Genomic DNA, 24,085 nt, shown 5'->3' with positions numbered 1-24,085 from the left:
CGAGCCCTTTTTCTCTCAGAATGACCCGCATTCTTGTTTTTGACTCCGGCCTTGGTGGCCTTTCTGTTGTGCCGGAAATCCGTCTGTCCCTGCCAGGGGCGGCCTTGACCTATGCCGCAGATGCAGCGTTCTTCCCTTATGGAGATCGCGACCCCTTGTTTCTGCGTTCCCATCTTGTCAGGACTTTGGGTCATCTTATAGAGACAGAGCGCCCCGATGCTGTTGTCATTGCATGCAATACAGCATCAACACTGGCCTTGGATACACTTCGGGATACCTTCTCCGGAATGGCATTTGTTGGAACCGTACCCGCTCTGAAGCCAGCAGCCCAGGGCAGCAAAAGCGGCGTAATCGGCCTTCTGGCAACACCGGGAACCATTACAAGCCCCTATATCGATGCCCTGAAGCAGAAAGTGGCACCGGCTTGTATCTTGCTTCGGCATGGTACAGCCCGCCTGGCCGCTATGGCTGAAGCTTGGTTGCAGGGTGACATGGTCAAGGATACAGATATTGCCGAAGAAGCGGCCCCACTCTTCCAGCATCCGGATCTGGATACGGTGGTTCTGGGGTGCACCCACTATCCCCTTCTTCGGCACATTCTGGAAGATACCGCACCCCGCCCCGTGACATGGCTTGATTCCGGTGCGGCGATAGCCAGGCAAACCGCACGCTTGGCTGGCCCGGTCAGCCCCGGGGGCATGGATCGGGCTTTGGTATCCCGGCTGTCTGCCGGATACGAGAAAGCTATGGCACACTATGGCTTCCCGGCACCTATCGTGTGGGATATCAACAAACATCCTGCCGTTCAGGATTTGGCAAGCAATCACCCCTAAACTGTTCAAGGCGGGCGTATCATGGCCTCATGTATGCGGGTTTCAGGGCATGGCCAAGGCTTTTCTGTTGCATATCCTGTGGTACGGGGCTGTCTTGGCCCTTACCTTGCCTTGGCCTTCCACAAGCCAGGCATGGGATGGGAATGCACGTATTTATGCCAAGTCTAACGCGCCATACTGGGATGTCGGGCGACGCGACAATAATCTTTCACGCTTGTGTGGACTGGGACGATTCAATCAGAAATATAAGAACCGGATGTACATTCAATTTTCCGGTGAGAAGGGACGTGGCCTGACCGGCATTGCCCTGAAAGGCTGGAATCTGATTGATGTTGATAGCAAGGCACTGGACGGCAAAACATATCATTTCTACCGTGACGGTACCAGCCAGTGCATAGTATTCGTAGCTCCGTAATAGATGCATACGCCTGAACAGACTGCTGATACGGAGAAAGAAACGGATGAAATACCTTGCTGCCGCCCTTGCTTGCATTACCCTGCTGAGGAGTACCCCCTCAGGGGCAGAAGATATCGGATCTGTTGATACGGCCTTCAAGCTGCTGGGACCCAATCACAAAATTGCCATAGAGGCTTTTGATGACCCGGATGTACCCGGGGTTACATGCTACATCAGCCGCTCGAAGACAGGTGGCATCAGCGGTGCCTTGGGCTTGGCCGAAGACACATCGGATGCATCTATAGCCTGCCGTCAAGTTGGCCCCATCACCGTCCCTGCCAATCTGAAGGCAAAAGACGGCGACAACGTATTCAGCGAAAGGCGATCGATCCTTTTCAAGACGATGCAGGTTGTAAGGTTCTACGACCAGAGCCGGAACGTTCTGCTGTATCTTGTTTATTCTGACAAGCTGATCGAAGGATCACCGAAAAATGCCCTGACAGCCGTGCCTGTCATGCCATGGGACATTGAGACAGCGCCACAATAAAAATAAAGGGGTGACGCACGATCACATTGCACACCCCTTACGCTGATCCTCTCACAATATACCGTACGTCAGTGCATTCCGTCATGACGCTCGCCTTCACCCTCAACCCTGCCTCCTGTCAGCATGACAACCAAGGTCAAGGCCAGAAACGTTAACAAGACAGCAGGCAGGGTCAGGAAGCCACTGATACCGAAGACACCGGCAACGTAAGTGCCGATGTAAAGAAAGAGCGCAACCAGACCAACCAACAAAACACCGACCGTTGCCAATGTACCCCGCCAAGGCTCTGGTGACTCCTCTTGTGCAGCATCAGGGGCGAAGGCAATGGATATGGTCCGGAAAATCCCGAAACCTGCCAAGAGGCATACGATCAGCAAGATAACAGAGGGCCCAGTTGCCGTCTTGGCAAGGGCAGCTGATCCATATAGCGCTGCAGCCGCTACAATCGAGAAGATCGTTCCGACTATCCAGTATCTGGCCATGTTCGTTGCTTCCTTCCCGAATCAAGAGGGCACCGCAGCAAGGCTTGGCGCATTCCGCAGTGCTTATGTGCGTAAGTCTTAATTTTATCTAATATTCAAGTCAATTCCTGACGATAATCCTGGAGCCACAAACAAGCCCAACGAGCGCCAAAAACATCGGGAACCCACTCGCATACAGAGAAATACCCTGTGTCCCGTGGGCGACAGTCTTTCCACAAGACCTGCAATGGAAATCCAAAGCTAACCACAATGCGCCGGAGTCGGGTTCCGACACGACAGGACTGGACAGAATGCCTCTGTCAGGGCAGGAAAGAAGGCTGATTTTCTACCCAACGGAGAGACCCCTGTGGCCTGCACCTTGCCTCCAACACTTCCCCCGACAGCTCTGGTGACCGGTGCCGGACGCCGAATTGGACGCGAGATCGCCCTTGCCCTGGCTGCCGATGGCATCGCTGTGGCTGTTCACTGCCACACATCAACAACAGAGGCTCACCAGGTTGTGGCCGCAATCGAGGCCAACGGCGGGAAAGCCATGGTTGCCCAGGCCAATCTGGCGCGGGATGATGAAACGGAAAGCCTGTGCCAAAAAGTTACCAACCACTTGGGTCCCATTGGCATCCTGGTCAACAATGCATCAACGTTTACCTATGACGATGTGGCAACGGCCACCCGGGACAGCTGGAATCATCACATGGAGACCAATCTCAGGGCACCATTTGTCTTGGCCCAAAGCATGGCATCTACGCTGGATACGGATCAACAGGGCTGTATTGTCAACATCATTGATCAGAGGGTCTGGAATCTAACCCCCCATTTCATGACCTACACCCTTTCAAAGGCCGGACTCTGGACCTTGACCCAGACCTTGGCCTTGGCACTGTCACCGCGCATACGGGTCAATGCCATAGGGCCTGGCCCGACACTTCCCAGCAGCCGGCAAACAGAAGAACAGTTCCGCTCGCAGTGCGATAGCGTCCCCCTGCATCACGGGACCAACCCGTCAGAAATTGCCGATGCCGTGCGCTTTCTTGTTGCAGCCCGGTCCATGACAGGCCAAATGATAGCCTTGGATGGAGGGCAGCATCTTGGCTGGAGTTTTCCCACCCCCGGCACACCCCCAGAAGAGTAAAGAGATACAAGGGTCTCTTTTGGTTCCCGTTCCGTACCCGGAGTACTGTTTTCAATGACCACACGGCTAGCCAAGCCCGGACCGGGCCCCGTAGACCATCCAGACCATCCCTCTGGCCCCGTCCTTGCGCCAATAAAGCCTGTCACACCATCCATTGCCAATGCATCACACAGGATCCGCCACGTCTTCGTACGCGACATGATCGTGTCGTGCCTGATCGGCGTGTACAAACACGAGCACACCGCTCCCCAGCGTATCCGCGTCAATGTTGACCTTGGGGTTCTGGAGCAGCCTGGAACAAGGCATGATGATCTGGCCGAGGTGGTCTGTTACGAACATATTTGCCACTGTGTACGGTCCGTTGCCCATGATGGCCATGTCAACCTGGTCGAGACCATGGCAACCCGCATTGCCGATATTTGCCTGCAGGACCGGCGGATCCGCTCGGCCAGGGTGCGCATCGAAAAGCTGGACGTGATCCCCGATGCCATTGTCGGGGTGGAAATTGAACGGCTGAGCCACCTCCCTCCTCCCTGAGACTGCTTCTGAACAACCACCCGGGAATGGCCCACTCATGAATCGTGGCGGTGCCTCATGGCTGTGTATAAGATAGCATGGCGTCTCACACAGCGAGCCAAGCTGGCTTCTTCTGTACAACAGGATGCTTGTGGAAACAGGATATCCACACACTTACTCTTTCTCTTGACGTACGTTATCAACATCAAGACCATTTCAGATCGTAAGGTATTCCAGTATCGCATGAAGCTCTCCTCCATCACCAAACAGAAAGTTTGCCTATTTTTTGGGCAAACAGCTTGGTAGCAAGGCGTCATGGGGGACTCAGGATAGAGCACCCATATCATGCACGACTTTATCCACAGATTCCGTGGACAGCCGGAAAAGAGAGTCCATGTCAGCCTCTCGTGGACCTTTGACGGATCAGCGAACCCCATGCGATAGAACATGCCATGAGCAAGCGCCCATCCTCTCCATCAGACAACCACGACACCGCACCAGAAGCCCTGCGCGGCGCGGCGTTAATACGCTCTGTCCTAAGGACCCTTCCGGACTCTCCGGGCGTATACCGGATGCTGGATGAGCAGGGAGCGGTCCTGTATGTTGGGAAAGCCAAGAGCCTGAAGAAACGGGTTGTCGCCTATACGCGACCAGAATCCCTGTCCTTGCGTCTGCAACGGATGGTGCGGGAAACAGCGTCCATGGACATTGTGACCACCCATACCGAAGCCGAAGCCCTGCTTCTGGAATCCAACCTGATCAAAAAGCTGAAACCACGCTTCAATATCCTGCTGCGCGATGACAAATCCTTCCCCTATGTTGTCATTACCAGCGGGCATGACTTTCCCAGACTTGTCAAACACCGTGGAGCGCGCGACCTTCCGGGGGAATATTTTGGGCCCTTTGCATCAGCCGGGGCTGTCACCGAGACCTTGTCCATCCTGCAAAAGGCCTTTCTGCTCCGTACCTGTACAGACTCGGTTTTTGCCAATCGCAGCCGCCCCTGCCTTTTACACCAGATACGGCGATGCTGCGCACCATGCGTCAACCACGTCGAGCAGAGCGAGTATGCAACATTGCTGGACCAGGCCCGGTCTTTCCTGTCAGGCCACAGTACCGAAATTCGCCAACAGCTTGTGCAGCACATGGAAGCTCATGCCGAAGCACTGGAGTTTGAACAGGCCGCCCGTTTGCGCGACCGACTGAAAGCCTTGTCGCACGTGCAAGCACGTCAGGATGTGAATGTCGAAGGACTGGCCGATGCCGATGTCATCGCCTTGTACCAGGCCGGTGGACAAACCTGTATCCAGGTTTTCTTTTTCCGGGGTGGGCAGAACTGGGGCAACCGGGCCTATTTTCCATATCATGCCGCCGAAGACCAATCCGGCGCCATACTGGAGGCCTTTGCTGGACAGTTCTATGCCGCCCACCAACCTCCCCCCCTGATACTGCTATCAGAAGATGTACCGGATCACACGACACTGGAGCACGCCCTGCGTTTGCGGCGCGAGCACAAGGTCGATGTACGCGTTCCGCGCCGTGGAAGTAAAATGAAAGCGGTTGAGCACGCCCTGACAAATGCCCGGGAAGCTTTGGGAAGGCGCATGGCCGAAACATCCGCCCAGCGCACTCTTCTTCAGGAGATGGCCACCGTTTTTGCCCTTCCTGCCCCGCCGGAACGCATTGAGGTGTATGACAATGCCCATATCCAGGGCACACACGCTGTAGGCGGTATGATTGTCGCAGGACCGGAAGGATTTATACGACAGGCTTACCGTACATTCTCCATTCGCGGAGATAATATAACCCCCGGAGATGACTTTGGCATGATGCGGGAAGTTCTTGCCCGACGCTTTCGCCGTGGCAGGGCCGGGGATAACGAAAGCGGTACCTATCCAGATGTTATCCTGGTTGACGGCGGCGTCGGACAGATGAATGCCGCCCTAGGCGTTCTGGAAAGCCTGAACATCAATGACGTCCACCTGATCTGTATTGCCAAAGGCCCGGACCGGAATGCCGGACACGAAACCTATCACCAACCCGGACGGGAGCCGTTTACCCTGCCACCATCCCATCCAGTACATTACTTCCTGCAAAGACTGCGGGATGAAGCGCATCGCTTTGCCAACGGCACACACAGGGCAAAACGATCACGGGCGATCGGTACATCAACCCTGGACAATCTGCCCGGCATTGGTCCTCGCCGTAAAAAAGCCCTTTTAAACGCGTTTGGTTCAGCACGTGGCATCGCTGCAGCCGGTATCAGTGATTTGTCTGCTGTAGAAGGAATAAGCCAGGCACTGGCAAAAAAAATCTATGGTTACTTCCATCCCGGCCGCTAAACTGTGCCGGATCGTTTCATTGTCCATGCTCCGGGGAGCTTCTTGTATCGTGTCCAGCCTGCCAAACCTGCTGACGTTGTTCCGCATTGTGGCAATCCCGTTGCTGGTTGCCACGTTTTACCTTGATTCGCCAACCATGCGCTGGATTGCCCTTGGGCTGTTCTCCCTGGCCGGAATATCCGATTTTCTGGATGGATGGCTGGCGCGCCGATGGCAACAGGTGTCCAGTCTAGGGCGTTTCCTGGACCCGATTGCCGACAAGCTTCTGGTTGCTTCTGTCCTGATGATGCTGGTTGCTTTTCACCGGATCGATGCATGGGGTGTTCTCCCGGCGCTGGTCATCCTGTGTAGGGAGATTCTGGTGTCAGGCTTGCGGGAATTTCTGGCTGAAGCCAAAGTGGGGTTGCCCGTGACCAACTTGGCCAAGTGGAAAACCGCCGTTCAGATGGTTGCCCTGCCGGTTCTGCTGGTGGGATCAGCTGCGCCATCCTGGTTACCGGCAGAACATATCGGAATGGCCCTGCTATGGATTGCTGCCTTTCTGACAGCTGTAACCGGGTGGGATTACCTCCGCGCCGGACTTCACCACATGGATCAGACACCAAAACACGATAAAAACACTGTAGGCGCGACAGAAATCTGATCACCCTTTTCCATCGACCATAGCCAGAATATCCTGAGGGGTGGCCCCGGCTGCCCTGAGGGATCGTATCGTGACAGACCGGTTGCGCTTGGCATAGCGCCGCCCCTGCGGATCCAGCAGAAGGGGGTGATGGTGATACTGCGGGACCGGAAGCTCCAGAAGCGCCTGCAGGATACGGTGGACATGTGTGGCCTGAAACAGGTCCTCGCCCCGCGTTACCAATGTCACCCCCTGCAAAGCATCATCCAGGGTAACAGCAAGATGGTAGCTGGTCGGTGTATCCTTGCGCGCCAGGACAACATCGCCAAGTCCATCCGTTGGCACCCTGACAAGACCCTGTCTACCATCTCTCCAGCTGAGAGGACCGGTTCGCCTCAAGGCCGCCTGCATATCCAGACGCAGGGCGTATGGAACCCCGGATTCCCGGCGCTGTTCGGACTCATGACGCGACAAGGAACGGCATGTACCCGGATACAAAAGACCATAAGGACCATGGGGGGCACGGTGAATATCCCCGACTTCCCGCATAATATCGGAACGGGTACAGAAACAAGGGTAAATCAGCCCCTGATCATAAAACTGCTCCAAGGCAAGCCTGTATGCGCCAAGATGCTGCGACTGGTAACGGACGGGATGCTCCCAGGACAGTCCAAGCCATGCGAGATCATCAATCAGGGCGTTAGCATACCTGTCCTGACAGCGTGCTTGATCAATATCCTCAATCCTCAGCAGGAACCTCCCGCCGGAACCCGCCCGATGGTGGGCATAACACGCGGAAAAAACATGGCCCAGGTGGAGATAGCCCGTAGGGCTGGGGGCAAAGCGCGTAACATCAGGCATTTTGTTTTCCGGGGATTGCGGGCTGACATGTCCGGTCAACAGCAACCCACCCCGGGGCTTTGACAAGAACAGACAAGACGCGCACCATGGGAGCATCGGGAACGGACATCGCACAGCCCCGTTCCCAAAGCAAGAGGGGAACGACCTTGCTGGCAACGCTCGAAAAATCCCCGGCCTTGGTCCTGAATGCTGATTTCAGGCCCTTGAGTTACTTCCCGCTCTCCCTGTGGTCTTGGCAGGATGCCGTCAGGGCCGTGTTTCTAGGGCGGGTCAATGTAATATCGGAATATGACAGAGTTGTTCGATCGCCATCTGTAGAATTCCGACTCCCCAGCGTCATAGCCCTTAAAGACTACGCCCCCCCTGCCCGAAACCCCGCCTTCACCCGCTTCAATGTTTTCCTGCGCGACCAGTTCCGCTGTCAGTACTGCGGGCGACGACTGCCAACACACGACCTGACCTTCGATCATGTTATTCCCCGCTCACGCGGGGGGCGGACGAACTGGATCAATGTGGTGGCTGCGTGCGGATGCTGCAATCTCCGCAAAGCAAACCGGACTCCCTCGGAAGCCTACATGCCCCTGATACGTGAACCGTTCCGCCCGTCCAGTCACCAGCTCCGGGACATTGGCCGAGTTTTTCCACACAACTGGCTACACGAAAGCTGGCGCGATTATCTTTACTGGGACAGCGAACTGGAAACCGGGTAATCTGCTTCTTGGGTACCTTGTATCTGTTGTGTATCGGGGGTGCATGCACCTTTGACCAGAGCAGACATCACAGACAACCCCTTCTTCAAAGCTGTGCCCCGAACTCTGGAGCAGCCTTCCGAACGACCAATCCCAGAAGATAAAATGAATGACCTGATTGCACCTGTATCCTTTGCTTTCGGCCTAGCCGTGACTGTCTCATGTATCATTCGGATGACCGGAGGCCATGACCATGGTCAGGCCTTGGCAGCCAGTGGCATTCCTGCAGGGTTTCTCGCAAGCTGGGCCTGGATGTCGGGGTTTTCTTTCAGCACAGAAGGGCTTCTTGAACAAACGGCACATGTTGCCCTAGGAGGAGCATTGGCAGGTATAGCGCTGGACAGCACCAATGCCCGCCGATGGCTGCGCATTCCGGTCATTCTTTTGTTTACGGCTGTGTGTATATGGGCTGCTTTCGGCTTCCCGACCCACCTTCCAACCGGACCGGTAACGCGCATGGAACTTATGGTCGGCTGCATCCTTTTAACAATGGTCTGGGTTACAACACTGCTTGGCCTTGACCTTCATCACAAACCCGAACGCAGCACACAGGGACTGTCTATTCTCTTGGTGCTTGCCATTGGCATCGGACTGATCGCCTCGGTTATCAAGGCAGAGCCGGTGACAGGACCGGCCTTTGCCCTGGCTGCTGCGACAGCCGGCGTTCTGGTTCTGGCCAGTCCGCTGGGAACAGGACTGTCATCATCGGCGATTCTTGGTGGGGGTGGCGCTCTTCTTGGCTTGGCGCAAGGGCTGGGAGCACGGTGGCCCGGATCCATTATGCCTCTCCTGATTACAGGGCTTGGCCTTTTTGCCGGCCCAACAGCACGCCGCATGCCCGGTCCTGTGTGGGCCAAGCCCTTATGGGCTGCTCTTCTTGCCTCAATCCCTGTTATGGCCGGATGCATTCTTGCCCTTGCCAACCGCAACCCATAGATGGATTTTCACCGTATAGCTTTTCATGATTGAGCGGGAACATTTGCCGTACGGTGCATCTTCAGGCATAAAGGGCAAGATACTCTCCCAAGACAGTTTGCGCCGGACATTGGACTTGCGGACATGACAGCAAAGAAAAACCAGACAGCGACCAAGGCCGCACGTGGCGCCACACCCTTGTTCCGCAAGCCATTGTTCCTTGTCGCCGTCGGGGTTGGACTTGCAGGAACAGCTGCGCTTCTGGCTTGGATAACGTACGAAGGCAATACGGTTGCTCCCCTGTCTGTCGCAACCCCCGCAATCCAGAGACCATCAACCGATATGCAGGCTGTTCTGCCAACGCCCGGAACAGACACCCCCACATCCATGCCTGCCCCAACAATGTATGCAACCCAGGAAGCGTCGTTTGACGTTGTACGTATTGACCCAGAAGGCAATACCGTCATTGCCGGACGGGCACCGGTGGGCAGCACCGTTGTTGTAATGGACGGCGTGCGGGAACTGGGCAAAGTCATCACGGACGCACGCGGTGAATGGGTCTTCCTTCCGGATCAACCTCTGCCACCAGGCTCCCGCGAGCTGACGTTGAGAGCCACAGACCAGAATGGGGCGGATATTCCGTCACGCGACGTTGTGATCCTGGTTGTGCCGGAACACAAAGGCACGCGGACACTGGCTGTGCGTTCCGACCAGAAGACCGGTGAAAGTACCTTGTTGCAAGGTGCCGCACCCCTTCCAGAGGGGAGCCTTCTCTCCCTCGATACCATTGATTACGACCGGAACGGCACCCTGGCCGTGTCTGGCCGCTCATCCGGACCGGGGCTGATCCGCCTGTATCTGGACAACAACCCGGCAGGGGAGGCTCAGTCACGGGAAGCAGGAATATGGCGCATCCGCCCGGAGCAGAAAGCCGCCTTGGGTGATCACACTCTGCGGGCCGACTTTGTGGATGACAAGGGGGCGGTCAAAGCCCGTATTGAGCTACCCTTCCAAAGGATAGAGATGGACTCTATGCCCGAAGGACGCCGCGTTATTGTGCAGGAAGGAAACAGTCTGTGGCGACTGGCTCGCCGTGCGTATGGCGATGGACTGGCCTACACCGTTATCTACGATGCGAACCGTGGTCAAATCCGGGATCCTGACCTGATCTATCCAGGCCAGATCTTTGTGGTTCCATCATCACGCAGCAAGGAATCCTGAACCATTGCCCTCAGCGGAACAGGGCACCGGAAGCAGCATCCTGTAACGCAATAGCCCATGGCCTGCAGACCAGGACTTTCTTCGTCAGGGCCGTCAGAAGACGCACCGGCGTTACAGGTATCGACAGGGGATGGTGATCAAAAAGGAGCACATGCCCCTCCTGGATGGTAAAGTGCAGGCCCGCAGTTTTTGCAGCCCGGATCAGGGCCGCAATCGCCTCCATCCGCTCCGGGCGCCCTGGAACCGTGCAGATACTGGTTGCCATTGTCAGACGAGCCCGCCCCTGCTTCTCAAGAAAACGACAACTCCACGTCAGGCCGTGACTGGAAAAAGAGAAGTCAAGAGGACCAATGGTCCGGCGGCGCGAAACCGCACCCTCTTCGTCAAAGGACAACGACTTCAGGCTCAGGGCCTCTTCATGATGCAGGATGGAAACGCTCACGCTACACCTCTCCTGTAAATAGGCCCCGGATCTGATATAGAGGCATCCGGCCCCACAAGCCCATGATGGCATCCCCAACAGAAGAGGGCTACGCTCAAACGCTCAGATTCACTGCCGGGAAACACTGTACTTCCTATCATGACAAGAGAGGTCTATTCTGGCCGAACCGCATAGGTACCCTTGGTTGCTTGCGGTGCTGTGTTGTCCATTGCAAGAAGGTTGATCGTGAAATCTGTCGACGTCCCCTGGAGCCGCTTCCTGATGCCCCCTCTGCATGAGGAGGGGCCTCGTTTTCTTGCCGTCTTCGCAGCTCTAGCCCTTGTCCTGTACCTGCTGACAGGGTGGCCTGGCGGCCTGATCGGCTTGGTTGGTACTGTGTGGTGCTTTTTCTTCTTCCGCGATCCGGTACGCTATGTGCCGACACGACCCGGACTTATGATCAGCCCGGCTAGCGGTGTGGTGCAAATGATCGGGGAAATGGTTCCCCCCCCTGAATTGGGATTGGGTGATACAGCGGTCACACGCGTATCCGTCTTCATGAGCGTGTTTGACTGCCACGTAAACCGGATCCCATGCACGGGTGAAATACGCTCTGTGATTTACAAGCCAGGGCGATTTGTAAACGCCACACTGGACAAGGCCAGCGAAGACAACGAGCGCAACGGGCTGCGCATCGCCCTGCCCGATGGCCGTGAGTATGGTGTCGTACAGATTGCCGGGTTAATTGCACGGCGCATTCGCTGCGATGTTCATGAAGACCAGACTTGCCAGACCGGTGATCGTTTTGGCCTGATCCGCTTTGGATCACGTCTGGACATTTATCTGCCTCCCGGCATCAACCCCTTGGTAGTCCTTGGTCAGGTTTGCGTGTCCGGTGAAACCGTGCTGGCCGATCTGACAGCAGACGAACCAGCCCGTGAAGGAAAGGCTGTATAATCATGCCGCTGCACCATACGGCACGCCTGCAAAGCCTGTCGTTCAACAAAATGCTGCCGAACCTGATTACCCTGCTGGCCCTGTCCGCAGGATTGACCTCCATACGCTACGGCCTGCGCGGTGAATTCGGTCACGCTGTCATTGCCATATTTTTTGCCGCTGTCTTTGACGGTATAGACGGCCGCGTAGCCCGGATGCTGCAATCCACATCCAAATTCGGGGCCGAGCTGGACAGCCTTTCAGATGTGGTCAGCTTCGGCGTTGCACCAGCTGTTCTCCTGTATATGTGGAGCATGAGCAGCGCCGGTGGTATCGGGTGGGCCATCTGTGTCCTGTTTGCCCTGTGCATGGCCTTGCGTCTTGCACGATTCAACACCATGCTGGGCGAACCGGACCTGCCATCGTACGCACATAACTACTTTGTTGGCACCCCGGCACCAGCAGCGGCCTTCTTGGGCGTCCTGCCCATGGTCATGTCCTTTGAATTCGAAGGTGGTATGTTTTCCAGCCCGTGGCTGGTTGGCCCGTACATGCTTGGCGTATCGTTTCTGATGGTCAGCCGGATCCCGACCTATTCCATGAAACGGTTCCGCATCCCAACCCGCTGGGTTCTGCCTTTCATGATCGGGATCGGCCTGCTGGCAACATTCCTGGTGACGGAACCGTGGTCAACATTGGGCATAGTGGGGCTGATTTATCTGGGAAGCATTCCCTTTGCACGCTCATCCTTCCTGCGCCTTGAGAAACGTGCCCGGACAGGAAACCCGAACGAGACATCGGGCGGAAACCACACAAATCCGGAAGATCCGGAACAGGGTATACAGCAAGTGACAGACCGCCCCTTGCATTGAAAGCCCCGACGCGCCCAACCTAGCCCGCAAAACCGGCTCAGGTCTTTTTACCTGATGAATCAGCCGCTTTGCGGGCAAGGGGATGGGCACGGATCACAACATCGTGCAGACGCTGTTCCATCACATGGGTATAGATCTCGGTTGTTGCGATGTCCCGATGCCCCAGCATCTGCTGTACACTTCGCAGATCAGCATCACGAGCCAGAAGGTGGGTCGCAAACGAGTGCCGCAAAACGTGAGGCGATACGCGGGCAGGATCCATACCCGCTGTCTTTGTGATTTCACGCAGGATGCGGAAAAAGCCATCACGGGTCAGATATCCGCTCTTTCCTGTAGAGGGAAAAAGCCAACGGCTGTCTTTCTTTGCTTTCTGAAGATCATGCTCACGCACAGGCAACCAATCCCGGATAGCACTGCGCGCTGACCGTGTAAGGGGGACAAGACGCTCCCTGGATCCCTTTCCCATGACCCGCAGGCTTTCCTGATCCCGCGCAACAGCAGAAAGCGGAAGCCCGACAAGCTCTGACACACGAATGCCAGTGGCATAAAGAATCTCGAGAAGGGCCGTGCTCCGTATCCCTGCAAAACCGGAAGACATCCGGGCTGCATCCAGAAGACGTGAAACCTCTTCCTCGGACAAGAACCGTGGCAACATGCGCCCCAGGCGGGGATTGTCAAGATTTGTGGTTGGATCATCTCTCCTGATGTCTTCCACCAGAAGAAAACCAAAAAACTGACGCAATGTTGAAAGACGACGCGATGCCGTGCGCGGAGACATCGCCCGTTCATCCAGGGAGCGAACATAGCAGCGCAGATCAGCCTCAGACAAGGCTGCCACATTCACATGCGGACAATGTTCAGCCAGATCCAGCAAATCCCGACGATATGCCTCCAGCGTCCGCAGGCTTGCACCGCGTTCTACCGCCATCATTTCCAGAAAAGATTCAACGTGGTGCAAACCTTGCGCGCCCACTCCTTATTTCCCCCCACAGATACAGGTCAGGCAAAAAAGGTTGCCCACATGCCTACCCCGTCACGCGTTCAGAGCGCACAACCTTTTCGAAAGAAACACGCGGGGGAGGCATATCCCATGTAGCCAGGAAAACTGCACCACCCACCAAAGACAACAACAAGACGGCCAAAAGAAAACGCATCACCACACTCTTCCATAATCACAACACACGCCTATAGCCCACCTACGCGCAAAACCACGACAGTCTAGACGGTCAGGCCCTGCACGCCTACTTACTTTTTCTGCCGCAGACCTCCAGGACACAACACACCTCACTAGAGATGAGAAAAATTCACTGATATCATATCATTATGATGTTCACGAATGAATGTGCACACGTGTATTTCTTCGTTTCTGTTTTCTAAGCTACAGGATGAAAAAAGATGAAAAAAGTCATAGCCATCGTATCCACTATTTTTATCTCATTCACAATGAACAACGACGCGGAAGCTAAAGGTCCCGCTGTATGCTTTGATCATGCAAGAGTCACCTTGGTAAAAGTTCATGACAATTATGACGTTCATTTTTCAACAACTGGATCAACCAACGGGAGGGACTTCAAATACGGTAAGACAAAGAGCGGAATTAATTACGCCAGTACACAAGGTATGCATAAGATGCTCTCCTTGGCTCTAGCGACAGGAATAAAAGTACGCGGAGAGGCTGATTATGAAAGCGACTGCAGAGAGCAAAATATAAAGAGCCTTACCATTCTTTCTGAATGAGTCCTTTAAATGAATTTATATATCCTCAAGAATAAATTTCGCCAGATAATGCATCTAATTATACTAGCATTTACACTGGGATTTTTATCGTCCCCCGCAGTTGCGCAAACAAAACCTCATGTTGTATACCTGCGCCATGCATCACCATCTGCCGACAGCAGCACTGATGATCGCACATATCTCAATGAAATTGAGAGATTGCGTTCAGCGTTGACAGTCGCATCTGCCCCATCGGAATCACGGATACCGCCCTACGCCCCTGGGTCATTGCGATATACGCGCATCAGCAATGGCCGGTCTTTAGTGGATTTCATTAATCTGGATAGAGATAACAGGACCCCCATAGGGAATTCTGTAAGCTTGGTTGTTCGTGACAGGGATCTTTACGTTCTGGGCTTCATTAATGGACCACCGGGAAGGCGTGTTTTCTTCAGAATGCGGGAACCGCAACAAGATTCTAGGGGGTCAACGCCATCAACTCAGACTTGGCCCGGCACAAGAGCTATCAATTTGCCTTTTTCTTATGATTATCCAGACATCGAACGGGTAGCAGGACTTTCTCGGTACGGGCAGAGCCATGATCAATACGATGGCCTCCAGCCCAATAGCATCAGAATATCTATGCGCACATTAAGACAGTCTGTTGTAATTCTGTCTGAGTATGATGGAACACCTCATGATCAGGAGGCCGATGCAGAAGTAGCCATGTCACTCCTGCGCATCGTTGTTGCCTATTTTGAAGGGATGCGTTTCCATGACATTTCAAACCGGATACATGAAGCACGCCTTGATGAGGGACATTCATGGACTGTCGATTATCGAGCTGCTGTTGTTACAAATAACTGGAGAAGTTTAACAGAGTTTGGCTCGAGAACATCGTTACACAGTAGTGATACAGATTCTGATAGCATATCCCAAAGGATGGAACTCAGGGGGCGACGGCGTCCCTCGGACGAGCCAAGAATCTGGGTTAGTTCAAGCCTGAGGGACATCAGTAACCATCTGCAAAGCTGGGGAGCTGTCTTGGCGGTTGCGCTAACCCCACGGTGGGTCGTTCCGGACGCAGGCAGTTGTTCACGTCGTCAACGTCGTGACGTAAGTTTTCTTGAAGCACCTCCCTTGGAATTAAAAGGCGAATGCGAGAAGCTTCTCTTGCAAATTGGTGGCACATTCTTCGACCGCAGAACTGGATATGCTGTTCTGGAATCAGCGCTCTCGACTTACTGAAGAAGCAAACCCGCCCGACAATCATAAAAATAACAACGCATGTGTAGTCTTGGCAATGAGGCTCCAGGGGACAGATTGCCTAAAGTCGAACACAGTCACTTGAACCCCTGATGCCAAAGGAGCCAGTGGACCACAGACGTACTTCCGGCAGATAAAAAGAAAACACCACGGGACATCTCCGTGGTGTTTTCACATCCATGACACTTTGAGAACCATCGACCTGAAATTACGCTGGAGCACTCCTGTACCCACCAAGACCAACTGCCCGCTGCTGCGCAACAGCACCGATGCTGCATGAAGAAAAGTGACTGTAGACTATAATGGAACCAATGCATGAGCAGGCTACCTTCTATTGGCTGCTGGCATGCATGCCTGATACGGTTGCCCCTTGCCCTGCACCGCAAACCCGGAAACAATGCGGAACTCTCAGTGAAGAATACAAACTTTCTCAATGTCGCACGCCCCGAACCAAGCCACCTCTCCCTCGCACTGTCATCCCTCCTCACGCAGCCTGGTTCTTGTTGGCTTGATGGGAGCCGGGAAAAGCGTGGTCGGGAGGAGACTGGCCAAGCAGTTGAGTCTACCTTTTCATGACTCTGATGCCGAAGTGGAGAAAGCGGCCGGCTGTACCATAAACGATCTGTTCTCACGGTTTGGTGAAGAGGATTTCCGGGCCGGAGAGGCCAAAGTGATTGCCCGCCTCCTGAATGGTGAACCGTGCGTTCTGGCAACAGGCGGCGGGGCCTTTCTGGCCGTGGAAACGCGCACCCTCATCACCCATCGTGCGATTTCAATATGGCTGCGGGCAGAGCTGGATCTGCTGGTTTCACGTACCACAGGGCGTATGCACCGCCCGCTGCTGAACCAGGGCAATCTGCGTGAAACACTGGAACGCCTGATACGAGAACGCTACCCCATATACGCCAGCGCTGACATCGTCATCGAGGCCAAGGACGAGTCTCCCGGCATGACCTGTCGCCGTATTCGCAGGGCACTTGCCCACTTCACCCACGGCTCTGTCACGGATTCTGAATGATGCCTGCTCCGGAAATGTACCGTCATTTGACTGTTGATCTTGGTCCACGGTCCTACGAAATCCTGATTGGTCCCGGGCTGCTGGCACAGGCGGGCCGGTTGGTTGCAGAAACAACCAAGGGACGCCACGCCTTTATTGTCACAGATCAGAATGTTGCTCCCCTTTACCTGGACACCCTGCAACATAGCTTGGCAGAGAACGGCTTTCGTACTGGACAGGCCATTCTGCCCCCTGGCGAGCACAGCAAAACGTTCCAGACGCTGCAGGCTTTACAAGAACAAATGCTCGCCAACCACTGCGAGCGCTCTTCCCTGGTCATAGCCCTGGGGGGTGGTGTTGTCGGCGACATAGCCGGTTTTGCTGCCGCAACGTTGCTTCGAGGCATTGATTTCGTTCAGATCCCAACAACCCTTCTGGCCCAGGTTGACAGTTCCGTAGGGGGTAAAACGGGAATCAACACCGCGCATGGGAAGAATCTGGTCGGGGCCTTTCACCAACCCCTCAAGGTCATCACGGATACGGAAACCTTGTCCACCCTGCCTGCACGGGAGCGTCTGGCCGGCTATGCCGAAGTTGCCAAATACGGGCTGATCGACGATGCCGCATTCTGGCACTGGCTGGAAGACAACGGGCCTGCTGTGCTGTCACTGGATACAGCGGCACTGGCACAGGCCATCCATACCAGCTGCGTGGCCAAGGCCAGACTTGTCGGGGCAGACGAACGCGAACGCGGTGTACGCGCCCTCCTGAATCTCGGGCATACATTCGGTCATGCCCTGGAGCGTGCGTACAGCTATGACGGCACCCTGCTGCATGGTGAAGCTGTAGCGATTGGCATGGTGATGGCCTTTGACCTCTCGGCACACATGGGGCTGTGCCAACCTGCAGACACTGACAGGATCCGCCATCACTTCCGAACACTTGGCCTGCCGGTTGTACCCCCCCACCATGAGGGACACCCTCTGGATGCAGACCGCCTTGTCGAGTATATGGCATCAGACAAGAAAGCCAAGGACGGCACCGTGACTTTCGTTCTTTCACGCGGGATTGGGCAGGCTTTCCTGTGCCGGGATGTTGTGCCTGCCGATGTTTCGGGTATCCTGCAACAGGCGCTGACATCTGCCCGAAGTACCGTTACCGGTCCCTGAGAACAAACTGGAAAGGCCCATGCGGGCATAGACCATGATTACAACCTTGATCATCATCCTGTTTCTTTTGCTGCTTTCAGGTTTGTTTTCCAGCTCGGAAACAGCCCTGACCGCCGCATCGCGCCCCCTGATGCATGCCCTGGAAAAAGAAGACAATGACCCCCGGGCCGGTCTTGTAAACCGCTTGCTGGGAAAAAGGGAACGGCTGATCGGTACTATTTTGCTGGGCAACAACCTGGTCAACATTCTTGCCTCTGCCTTGGCAACCAGCATCATGATCAACCTGTTCGGTGATGCCGGCGTCGCCTATGCCACAGCCGTCATGACAGCCTTGCTGCTTATTTTCGGGGAAATTCTACCCAAAACTCTGGCCTTGATGCACACTACGGCAACGGCCCTGCGCGTGGCCCGCATCATGAGCATTCTTGTCTGGCTTCTTCACCCGATTGTCAGCTTGCTACAGGCTGTCGTCAGCCTGACCCTGCGCTTTTTCGGTGCCAGCTCGGCGGGTCATCAGTCCGCAGATCTTCTGCTGGCAGAACTGCGAGGGGCCATTGACCTGCACACCGAGGCCATAGCCAGCCAAGATCACGATGTCCGGCACGAACGCGCCATGCTGAAAAGCGTTCTGGACCTGGCTGACGTCGAAGTCAGCGAGATTATGGTGCACCGGCGTAATCTTATGACGATTGATGCAGACCAGCCGGTTGATGTCATCGTTGACCAAGTATTGACCAGTCCGCACACACGGATTCCGCTCTGGCGCGAGCGCCCGGATAACATTATCGGTATCCTCCACGCAAAGGATCTTCTGCGGGCCGTACGGGCCAATTTCAATACCCCCAACCAGCTCAAACTCGACGATATTGCATCCAGCCCCTGGTTTATACCGGACTCCACCAACCTTCTGGACCAGCTGCAAGCCTTTCGCCAGCGCCGGGAGCACTTTGCCCTTGTTGTCGATGAATACGGTGCCCTGCAAGGCATTGTGACCTTGGAGGATATCCTGGAGGAAATTGTCGGCGACATTGCAGACGAACACGATGAACCTGCCTACGGCATATGTCAGGAAGAAGGTGGAACCTGGCTGATCAACGGCGATGTTACCATCCGCGACCTGAACCGTCAGTTTGACTGGTCCCTGCCGGATGAAGAGGCAGCAACCCTAGCCGGGCTTCTGCTGCATGAAACCCGGTCCATACCGGAACAAGGCCAGGTATTCCGGTTCCATGGCTTCCGCTTCGAAGTTGTTGAACGGCAGCGGAACCAGATCGTACTGGTCCGCATGACCCCGGATAAGCCCGCCAAACCGGATTCAGGCCATGGGTAACAGCGCCCACATCTGTGGATAACGCGGAATCTTGACTTACCGGGTTGTACAGCGTATGAAGCCCGGACCGGCAAAGGCCGGTTTCTCTCTGCTTCGGGTTCCTTTTCCTCCCGAGGGGGTCCGCCAGTCCGCGAAGATACGCGCACTGGCGCATTTTCTGTTGTGTAACAGGAAGATTCTCCGGCATAGCCCGGAACACGAGGCAGAGCGAGAGAAAGGACGCGGAAAGAAGAATGTTTGACAGCCTGTCGCAACGCTTGGGAACCATCTTTGACAAACTTCGCGGGCGCGGTGCGCTTGGCGAGAAGGATGTTCTTGATGCAATGCGGGAGGTTCGAGTCGCGCTTCTGGAGGCGGATGTCGCCCTCCCCGTCGTCAAGGATTTCATTGCTGCCGTACAGGAACGAGCGGTCGGGCAAGAGGTCATCCGCTCTGTTACCCCTGGGCAAATGGTTGTCAAAATTGTCAACGATGCCCTTGTTGACATGCTCGGGGGTAGGAAAGACGACAATGGCCTGAACATCCACCGCACACCGCCCGTGCCCATTTTGATGGTTGGCCTGCAGGGATCAGGTAAAACAACGACATCAGCGAAAATTGCCCTGCGCCTCAAGACTCGTGAGCGAAAGAAAGTACTGCTTGCCTCGCTGGATGTATACCGTCCGGCAGCACAACAGCAGCTGGGCATTCTGGGGGAGCAAACCGGCATTGATACCTTGCCGGTCATTGTCGGTGAAATGCCGGTGGCGATTGCAGCACGGGCCATGGGCGAGGCCCGCAAGGGCGGTTATGATGTTGTAATCCTTGATACTGCCGGCAGGCTGCACATTGACAATGAGCTGATGGCTGAAGTCGCTGCCGTACGGGACATAACAACCCCTGCGGAAACGCTTCTGATCACAGATGCCATGATTGGCCAGGACGCCGTTACCCTGGCCCGCGAATTCAATGAAAAGGTTGGCGTTACGGGCATTGTCCTGACCCGCATGGACGGGGACTCCCGTGGGGGGGCAGCCCTTTCAATGCGTGCGGTCACTGGCTGCCCCATCAAACTGATCGGCGTCGGTGAAAAACTCGATGCCTTGGATGATTTCCACCCGGATCGCATCGCCTCCCGCATTCTGGGAATGGGCGATGTTGTGGCCTTGGTCGAAAAAGCTGCCATATCACTGGATCAGGACGAAGCCGAGAAGCTGGCCGCCCGGATGATGGAGGGCAAGTTCGACCTGGCCGACATGCTGGGCCAGATCCGCCAGATCCGGAAGATGGGCGACGTCAAAGGGCTTCTTGGTCTGATGCCCGGCATCTCGAAAATGAAAAAGCAAATCGAGAATGCCAACATCAGCGACACCATGGTTGCCCGGCAGGAAGCCATTATCCTCTCCATGACCCCGACGGAACGGCGCAAACCAGACCTTCTGAAAGCAAGCCGGAAACGGCGGATTGCCGCCGGAGCCGGGGTTACCGTCGCTGATGTCAATCGCCTGCTGAAGCAGTATCAGCAAATGGCTGACATGATGAAGCAGATGCGGAAAATGGGGGGCAAGAAAGGCCTGATGGGGGCCCTTGGGGGCCTGTTCGGCAAAGGTTCACTGCCTGCTGAAGCCGATCTGACCGGTCAAACCAATGCGCTTCCTGATCTGTCTCAATTCTCCGGTGGGCTCCCGCCGGGATTTCCGGGCGGAATGCCCGGGCTACCGGGGAAACTTCCCCCTGATCTTCTGCGTTCCATGTCACGTAAAGGTGGCAAGAAACGCTGAGGCTTACTTGGGTTATGCGCATCAGCACAACCCCGTACCAACTGTCTTGAGGAAACACATATGTCCCTTCGTATTCGCCTGGCCCGTGGTGGCGCCAAGAAAAAACCGTTCTATCGCATTGTTGTCGCTGATTCCCGCGCACCGCGTGATGGCCGCTTTATCGAGAAGATCGGCACCTATGACCCAAGACTCCCTGCCGATCACCCTGATCGCATCCGCGTGCAGGATGAAGTAACCCGGCAGTGGATTGCAAAGGGCGCGGTTCCATCCGACCGTGTCGAGCGCATCCTTGGCTTGGCCGGCGTTGTGAAGACCCCTGCCATCCCGGCTCAGACCAAGAAGAACCAGCCCCGTGCCAAGGCTCAGGAACGCCTGCGTATGGCTGAGGAGCGCGCCAAGGCTGCTGCCGAAGCCGCTGCTGCTGAAGCCGCCTCTGAATAAGACGGCCAAGGATTTTGCGGTCATGATCCGGGAACCTGTGCATTCCGCTAACAATGACTCCACCCAACGCATATGCATTGGTATCATTGTGGGCGCACACGGCGTGCGTGGCCTTGTGAAGGTCAAATCCTTTACAGCAACGCCCAAAGATCTGGGGGCCTATGGCCCCCTGACCGACCTCAGCGGTTCCCAGGTTTTTGACCTGGAAATTGCCGGCAGGGTAAAAGGTGCCATTCTGTGCCGGATCGAGGGCGTCAATGATCGTTCGGCTGTCGATGCCCTGAAAGGGCAGAGGCTGTACATCGACCGTAATGCCCTCCCCTGTCCAGATCACGAAGAAGAATTTTACCACTCTGACTTGCTTGGACTACCCGTTTTCTTTCCGGATGGCACCAAGGTCGGGACTGTTGGCGCCCTGTATGATTTTGGTGCGGGAGATGTCCTTGAAATTCGGGGCGACACGGGCGGGGCAGCCATGATCCCGTTTACCCGTAAAACTGTGCCAACCGTGGATATTGCCTCAGGGCGCGTTGTTGTGAACCCTGTCCCTGGTCTTCTGGAGGCACCGGTAGCTCAAGCCACCGATTCCCGGGATCACCCCCCACGAGGGAAAAAGAAGCCACCGATTCGTGATCACGAGTCCGTGATTCGCACGGATGAGTGGCCCGAGGAGGACTGGCATTGATGGATGCGTGTGCTGATACTGCGCATGCGAAGAACAATCAGGCCCCTTTTTCTGTCCGGATTCTGACCCTCTTTCCCGAGATGTTTCCGGGGCCTCTGGGACTTTCCCTTCTCGGAAAGGCCTTGGCGGATGAAGTGTGGTCTCTGGAAACAGTGGACATCCGCGCCTTCGCGAGCGATAAACACCGCTCGGTGGACGACGCCCCCTTTGGTGGGGGAGCCGGCATGGTTATGAAACCCGATGTCATTGATGCCGCCCTTGGGGCTGTAAAGCCTCGCCCCGGGCGCCTTCTGTACCTGTCACCCAGGGGAAAGCTCCTGAACCAGGCTCTAGCCAAGGAACTGGCCGCTGAGCCTGCCCTGACGCTCCTCTGCGGACGGTATGAAGGGGTAGACCAAAGGGTGATTGATGCTTGGGACATGGAGGAAGTCAGCTTGGGTGACTTTGTCCTGACCGGGGGAGAGATCGCGGCCATGGCCTTGGTTGACGCTGTTGTTCGCTTGTTACCCGGCGTCGTTGGAAAAACGGAGTCGCTGGAAGAAGAAAGTTTCGAGCGGGGGCTCCTAGAGTACCCACTCTATACCCGGCCTGCCGACTGGAAAGGCCGGGTTGTCCCGGAGGTTCTGCTTTCGGGGCACCATGCGCGGGTTGCCCAATGGCGGCTCGTTCAGTCGGAATACATTACCCGGCACCGCCGTCCTGATTTGTGGGAACGGTATTGTGCACAGAAGCAAGAGCAAGAGGGTTAGTTCCATGAACATTATTGAGCAACTTGACCAGGAACAGATTGCCAAACTGACTGAAGGCAAGAAAATTCCGGCCTTTACCCCGGGCGATACCGTTCGCGTGTATGTAAAGGTGGTCGAAGGCACCCGTGAACGCCTGCAGGCGTACGAGGGCGTTGTGATCGCACGCAAGAATGCAGGTATCAACTCCAACTTTACCGTTCGGAAGATTTCTTTCGGGGAAGGCGTGGAGCGTGTGTTCCCTCTGTATGCGCCTGCTGTTGATCGCATCGAACTGGTTCGCCGCGGCAAGGTGCGCCGGGCAAAACTGTACTACCTGCGTGACCGTCGCGGTCGTGCGGCACGTATTGCTGAAGATATCGCAGCCAACGTAAAGGCTCGCGAAGCTGAGGCCGAGGCTGCCAAGGGTTGATACCCCGTAGCCTTCCCGGATAATCCCGGGAAAAACAGGAGACTCCGGGAGGCAAAACTCCCGGGGGCTGCTTTCCTGATCATCACGATTGTCTCTATGCATACCGGCGGTTTGTTCGGCCGGCAGGGAAAGGTGTTTCTATGGCTCAAATAATTGCAGAATGGCCGGAAGATAGCCCGGCGATCCTTGTCAGCCCGGCCCATAACGGGAAACAATACTTGGTATCCAATATCGTGGTCAGCGCAAACTTGCTGTCACGAGCTCAAGTTTTTGCGACCACACCTGTTCTGGCAGAAACGTCTGAAGAACAGGATGAAGATAATAACGACATTGTCAGCACCTTTAACTTGGATTGGGTTTGACCTGCCCAGTAGCCGGAGCGGTGTTGAAATCTCTGTCCCGGAAAAATAATCGAATAACGCAGTCCACCTGCAGTCTGGCCTGCTGCGACACATAAATTGTATGCTGGCGCTCGTTCTTCGAGAAGACACATTTCGGATGAAATGTTAGTGTTGTGGCTTGACCACTTCTCCCTCTATGATTGCACATCAAGGCACGGATCCCGTCCCCGTACACCCTCGCCATCAGGCGAAGCGGAGACAGGAAACAAGATGGAGAGACAAGTCCATGCCCAGAATTGTACCTGATGTTATCAACGAACAAACGCTGGCTATCGTATCCTCCTCTCTCTCTGTACGCGACGCAGCACGCCTGATGGCG

At 55.5% G+C, this 24,085-nt stretch carries 28 protein-coding genes; 23 read left to right on the top strand and 5 right to left on the bottom strand.

Annotated elements, in window-relative coordinates; all coding sequences use genetic code 11:
- Positions 1-20 precede the first annotated feature (20 nt).
- Genes murI through HEQ60_RS09195 form a run of 3 tightly spaced genes read left to right on the top strand, consistent with a single transcriptional unit; the run spans position 21 to position 1,777 of the window.
- Complete coding sequence (gene murI / locus HEQ60_RS09205) at positions 21-833, top strand: glutamate racemase (protein WP_168071394.1); 813 nt, start codon at positions 21-23, stop codon at positions 831-833.
- 49 nt (positions 834-882) lie between these two features.
- Positions 883-1,248 (top strand): hypothetical protein, encoded by a 366-nt coding sequence (locus HEQ60_RS09200; protein ID WP_168071393.1) that lies wholly within the window; start codon positions 883-885, stop codon positions 1,246-1,248.
- A gap of 46 nt (positions 1,249-1,294) precedes the next feature.
- Positions 1,295-1,777: a CreA family protein gene (locus HEQ60_RS09195; RefSeq protein ID WP_168071392.1), complete on the top strand. Its 483-nt coding sequence runs from the start codon at positions 1,295-1,297 to the stop codon at positions 1,775-1,777.
- 68 nt (positions 1,778-1,845) lie between these two features.
- On the opposite strand, the gene HEQ60_RS09190 is transcribed toward HEQ60_RS09195, so the two are convergent.
- The gene (locus HEQ60_RS09190) at positions 1,846-2,259 is read right to left on the bottom strand and encodes a hypothetical protein (protein WP_168071391.1); all 414 of its coding nucleotides are present in this window, start codon (positions 2,257-2,259) and stop codon (positions 1,846-1,848) included.
- Between the two features lie 346 nt (positions 2,260-2,605).
- On the opposite strand from HEQ60_RS09190, the gene HEQ60_RS09185 reads away from it, so the two are divergent.
- The 4 genes from HEQ60_RS09185 (at position 2,606) to pgsA (ending at position 6,889) form a co-directional block, all read left to right on the top strand.
- Positions 2,606-3,388 (top strand): SDR family oxidoreductase, encoded by a 783-nt coding sequence (locus tag HEQ60_RS09185; protein ID WP_322099330.1) that lies wholly within the window; start codon positions 2,606-2,608, stop codon positions 3,386-3,388.
- A gap of 54 nt (positions 3,389-3,442) precedes the next feature.
- Positions 3,443-3,925: a dihydroneopterin aldolase gene (gene folB / locus HEQ60_RS09180; RefSeq protein ID WP_168071390.1), complete on the top strand. Its 483-nt coding sequence runs from the start codon at positions 3,443-3,445 to the stop codon at positions 3,923-3,925.
- Positions 3,926-4,356: 431 nt separating this feature from the next.
- On the top strand, positions 4,357-6,246 hold the full coding sequence (gene uvrC / locus HEQ60_RS09175; protein WP_168071389.1) for an excinuclease ABC subunit UvrC: 1,890 nt from the start codon (positions 4,357-4,359) through the stop codon (positions 6,244-6,246).
- 46 nt (positions 6,247-6,292) lie between these two features.
- Entirely contained in the window at positions 6,293-6,889 is a 597-nt protein-coding gene (gene pgsA, locus HEQ60_RS09170) for a CDP-diacylglycerol--glycerol-3-phosphate 3-phosphatidyltransferase (protein ID WP_168071421.1), read from the top strand.
- Here the strand turns inward: pgsA and gluQRS are convergent, their stop codons facing one another.
- Positions 6,890-7,729 (bottom strand): tRNA glutamyl-Q(34) synthetase GluQRS, encoded by an 840-nt coding sequence (gene gluQRS, locus HEQ60_RS09165; protein ID WP_168071388.1) that lies wholly within the window; start codon positions 7,727-7,729, stop codon positions 6,890-6,892.
- Positions 7,730-7,815: 86 nt separating this feature from the next.
- Between gluQRS and HEQ60_RS09160 the strand changes: the two genes are divergently transcribed.
- From HEQ60_RS09160 to HEQ60_RS09150, 3 genes are all read left to right on the top strand, one after another.
- Complete coding sequence (locus HEQ60_RS09160) at positions 7,816-8,439, top strand: HNH endonuclease (protein ID WP_082811793.1); 624 nt, start codon at positions 7,816-7,818, stop codon at positions 8,437-8,439.
- 144 nt (positions 8,440-8,583) lie between these two features.
- Positions 8,584-9,414, top strand: coding sequence for a YfhO family protein (locus HEQ60_RS09155; RefSeq protein ID WP_168071387.1), 831 nt, complete (start codon positions 8,584-8,586; stop codon positions 9,412-9,414).
- Positions 9,415-9,537: 123 nt separating this feature from the next.
- Positions 9,538-10,614 (top strand): LysM peptidoglycan-binding domain-containing protein, encoded by a 1,077-nt coding sequence (locus HEQ60_RS09150; protein WP_168071386.1) that lies wholly within the window; start codon positions 9,538-9,540, stop codon positions 10,612-10,614.
- 10 nt (positions 10,615-10,624) lie between these two features.
- Here the strand turns inward: HEQ60_RS09150 and HEQ60_RS09145 are convergent, their stop codons facing one another.
- Positions 10,625-11,056 carry a hypothetical protein gene (locus HEQ60_RS09145; RefSeq protein WP_167805165.1) on the bottom strand — a complete coding sequence of 144 codons (432 nt, stop codon included), beginning with the start codon at positions 11,054-11,056 and terminating at the stop codon, positions 10,625-10,627.
- Between the two features lie 225 nt (positions 11,057-11,281).
- Here HEQ60_RS09145 and HEQ60_RS09140 point away from each other — a divergent pair, with 225 nt between their 5' ends.
- Together HEQ60_RS09140 and pssA are read left to right on the top strand one after the other, a co-directional pair.
- A complete protein-coding gene (locus HEQ60_RS09140) occupies positions 11,282-11,992 on the top strand; it encodes a phosphatidylserine decarboxylase (RefSeq protein WP_322099328.1) in 711 nt (236 codons plus the stop codon).
- Between the two features lie 2 nt (positions 11,993-11,994).
- Complete coding sequence (gene pssA / locus HEQ60_RS09135; RefSeq protein WP_168071385.1) at positions 11,995-12,843, top strand: CDP-diacylglycerol--serine O-phosphatidyltransferase; 849 nt, start codon at positions 11,995-11,997, stop codon at positions 12,841-12,843.
- A gap of 37 nt (positions 12,844-12,880) precedes the next feature.
- Here pssA and HEQ60_RS09130 read toward each other — a convergent pair whose 3' ends face one another.
- Positions 12,881-13,816, bottom strand: a complete 936-nt coding sequence (locus HEQ60_RS09130) for a site-specific tyrosine recombinase XerD (RefSeq protein ID WP_322099327.1) — start codon at positions 13,814-13,816, stop codon at positions 12,881-12,883.
- Positions 13,817-13,868: 52 nt separating this feature from the next.
- Positions 13,869-14,000, bottom strand: a complete 132-nt coding sequence (locus HEQ60_RS10815) for a hypothetical protein (protein ID WP_280842063.1) — start codon at positions 13,998-14,000, stop codon at positions 13,869-13,871.
- Between the two features lie 238 nt (positions 14,001-14,238).
- Here HEQ60_RS10815 and HEQ60_RS09125 point away from each other — a divergent pair, with 238 nt between their 5' ends.
- From HEQ60_RS09125 to HEQ60_RS09075, 11 genes are all read left to right on the top strand, one after another.
- Positions 14,239-14,580: a hypothetical protein gene (locus HEQ60_RS09125; RefSeq protein ID WP_168071384.1), complete on the top strand. Its 342-nt coding sequence runs from the start codon at positions 14,239-14,241 to the stop codon at positions 14,578-14,580.
- A 9-nt stretch (positions 14,581-14,589) separates the two neighbouring features.
- A complete protein-coding gene (locus HEQ60_RS09120; RefSeq protein ID WP_168071383.1) occupies positions 14,590-15,807 on the top strand; it encodes a ribosome-inactivating family protein in 1,218 nt (405 codons plus the stop codon).
- A 451-nt stretch (positions 15,808-16,258) separates the two neighbouring features.
- Entirely contained in the window at positions 16,259-16,843 is a 585-nt protein-coding gene (locus HEQ60_RS09115; protein ID WP_168071382.1) for a shikimate kinase, read from the top strand.
- Entirely contained in the window at positions 16,840-17,991 is a 1,152-nt protein-coding gene (gene aroB, locus HEQ60_RS09110) for a 3-dehydroquinate synthase (RefSeq protein ID WP_168071381.1), read from the top strand. The genes HEQ60_RS09115 and aroB overlap by 4 nt, the downstream gene beginning before the upstream one ends.
- A gap of 34 nt (positions 17,992-18,025) precedes the next feature.
- Complete coding sequence (locus HEQ60_RS09105) at positions 18,026-19,321, top strand: HlyC/CorC family transporter (RefSeq protein ID WP_168071380.1); 1,296 nt, start codon at positions 18,026-18,028, stop codon at positions 19,319-19,321.
- Positions 19,322-19,554: 233 nt separating this feature from the next.
- Positions 19,555-21,081 carry a signal recognition particle protein gene (gene ffh, locus HEQ60_RS09100; RefSeq protein ID WP_168071379.1) on the top strand — a complete coding sequence of 509 codons (1,527 nt, stop codon included), beginning with the start codon at positions 19,555-19,557 and terminating at the stop codon, positions 21,079-21,081.
- Between the two features lie 60 nt (positions 21,082-21,141).
- Positions 21,142-21,522 (top strand): 30S ribosomal protein S16, encoded by a 381-nt coding sequence (gene rpsP, locus HEQ60_RS09095; protein WP_066132565.1) that lies wholly within the window; start codon positions 21,142-21,144, stop codon positions 21,520-21,522.
- Between the two features lie 22 nt (positions 21,523-21,544).
- Positions 21,545-22,207, top strand: coding sequence for a ribosome maturation factor RimM (gene rimM / locus HEQ60_RS09090; RefSeq protein WP_168071378.1), 663 nt, complete (start codon positions 21,545-21,547; stop codon positions 22,205-22,207).
- A complete protein-coding gene (gene trmD / locus HEQ60_RS09085; protein ID WP_168071377.1) occupies positions 22,207-22,956 on the top strand; it encodes a tRNA (guanosine(37)-N1)-methyltransferase TrmD in 750 nt (249 codons plus the stop codon). The genes rimM and trmD overlap by 1 nt, the downstream gene beginning before the upstream one ends.
- Before the next feature lie 4 nt (positions 22,957-22,960).
- A complete protein-coding gene (gene rplS / locus HEQ60_RS09080) occupies positions 22,961-23,365 on the top strand; it encodes a 50S ribosomal protein L19 (protein WP_066132574.1) in 405 nt (134 codons plus the stop codon).
- A gap of 140 nt (positions 23,366-23,505) precedes the next feature.
- A complete protein-coding gene (locus HEQ60_RS09075) occupies positions 23,506-23,727 on the top strand; it encodes a hypothetical protein (RefSeq protein ID WP_168071376.1) in 222 nt (73 codons plus the stop codon).
- Positions 23,728-24,085: the final 358 nt, after the last annotated feature.

The sequence above is a fragment of the Haematospirillum sp. H1815 genome, assembly GCF_012102705.1.
In the GTDB taxonomy this organism is placed as follows: Bacteria; Pseudomonadota; Alphaproteobacteria; order Rhodospirillales; family Rhodospirillaceae; genus Haematospirillum.
The sequence above is the reverse complement of the archived record's forward strand: the minus strand, read 5'-3'. Positions and strand labels throughout refer to the sequence as shown.

Bases quoted from the DNA above. Each gene is read 5' to 3' on its own strand.
- HEQ60_RS09075 (WP_168071376.1), top strand. From the start codon at position 23,506: ATGGCTCAAATAATTGCAGAATGGCCGGAAGATAGCCCGGCGATCCTT.
- HEQ60_RS09200 (WP_168071393.1), top strand. From the start codon at position 883: ATGGCCAAGGCTTTTCTGTTGCATATCCTGTGGTACGGGGCTGTCTTG.
- HEQ60_RS09190 (WP_168071391.1), bottom strand. From the start codon at position 2,259: ATGGCCAGATACTGGATAGTCGGAACGATCTTCTCGATTGTAGCGGCT.
- rimM (WP_168071378.1), top strand. From the start codon at position 21,545: ATGATCCGGGAACCTGTGCATTCCGCTAACAATGACTCCACCCAACGC.
- rplS (WP_066132574.1), top strand. From the start codon at position 22,961: ATGAACATTATTGAGCAACTTGACCAGGAACAGATTGCCAAACTGACT.
- rpsP (WP_066132565.1), top strand. From the start codon at position 21,142: ATGTCCCTTCGTATTCGCCTGGCCCGTGGTGGCGCCAAGAAAAAACCG.
- gluQRS (WP_168071388.1), bottom strand. From the start codon at position 7,729: ATGCCTGATGTTACGCGCTTTGCCCCCAGCCCTACGGGCTATCTCCAC.
- pssA (WP_168071385.1), top strand. From the start codon at position 11,995: ATGCCGCTGCACCATACGGCACGCCTGCAAAGCCTGTCGTTCAACAAA.
- ffh (WP_168071379.1), top strand. From the start codon at position 19,555: ATGTTTGACAGCCTGTCGCAACGCTTGGGAACCATCTTTGACAAACTT.
- HEQ60_RS09150 (WP_168071386.1), top strand. From the start codon at position 9,538: ATGACAGCAAAGAAAAACCAGACAGCGACCAAGGCCGCACGTGGCGCC.
- HEQ60_RS09105 (WP_168071380.1), top strand. From the start codon at position 18,026: ATGATTACAACCTTGATCATCATCCTGTTTCTTTTGCTGCTTTCAGGT.
- HEQ60_RS09155 (WP_168071387.1), top strand. From the start codon at position 8,584: ATGAATGACCTGATTGCACCTGTATCCTTTGCTTTCGGCCTAGCCGTG.
- HEQ60_RS09115 (WP_168071382.1), top strand. From the start codon at position 16,259: ATGTCGCACGCCCCGAACCAAGCCACCTCTCCCTCGCACTGTCATCCC.
- murI (WP_168071394.1), top strand. From the start codon at position 21: ATGACCCGCATTCTTGTTTTTGACTCCGGCCTTGGTGGCCTTTCTGTT.
- trmD (WP_168071377.1), top strand. From the start codon at position 22,207: ATGGATGCGTGTGCTGATACTGCGCATGCGAAGAACAATCAGGCCCCT.
- aroB (WP_168071381.1), top strand. From the start codon at position 16,840: ATGATGCCTGCTCCGGAAATGTACCGTCATTTGACTGTTGATCTTGGT.
- HEQ60_RS09195 (WP_168071392.1), top strand. From the start codon at position 1,295: ATGAAATACCTTGCTGCCGCCCTTGCTTGCATTACCCTGCTGAGGAGT.
- folB (WP_168071390.1), top strand. From the start codon at position 3,443: ATGACCACACGGCTAGCCAAGCCCGGACCGGGCCCCGTAGACCATCCA.
- uvrC (WP_168071389.1), top strand. From the start codon at position 4,357: ATGAGCAAGCGCCCATCCTCTCCATCAGACAACCACGACACCGCACCA.
- HEQ60_RS09125 (WP_168071384.1), top strand. From the start codon at position 14,239: ATGAAAAAAGTCATAGCCATCGTATCCACTATTTTTATCTCATTCACA.
- HEQ60_RS09120 (WP_168071383.1), top strand. From the start codon at position 14,590: ATGAATTTATATATCCTCAAGAATAAATTTCGCCAGATAATGCATCTA.
- HEQ60_RS09160 (WP_082811793.1), top strand. From the start codon at position 7,816: ATGGGAGCATCGGGAACGGACATCGCACAGCCCCGTTCCCAAAGCAAG.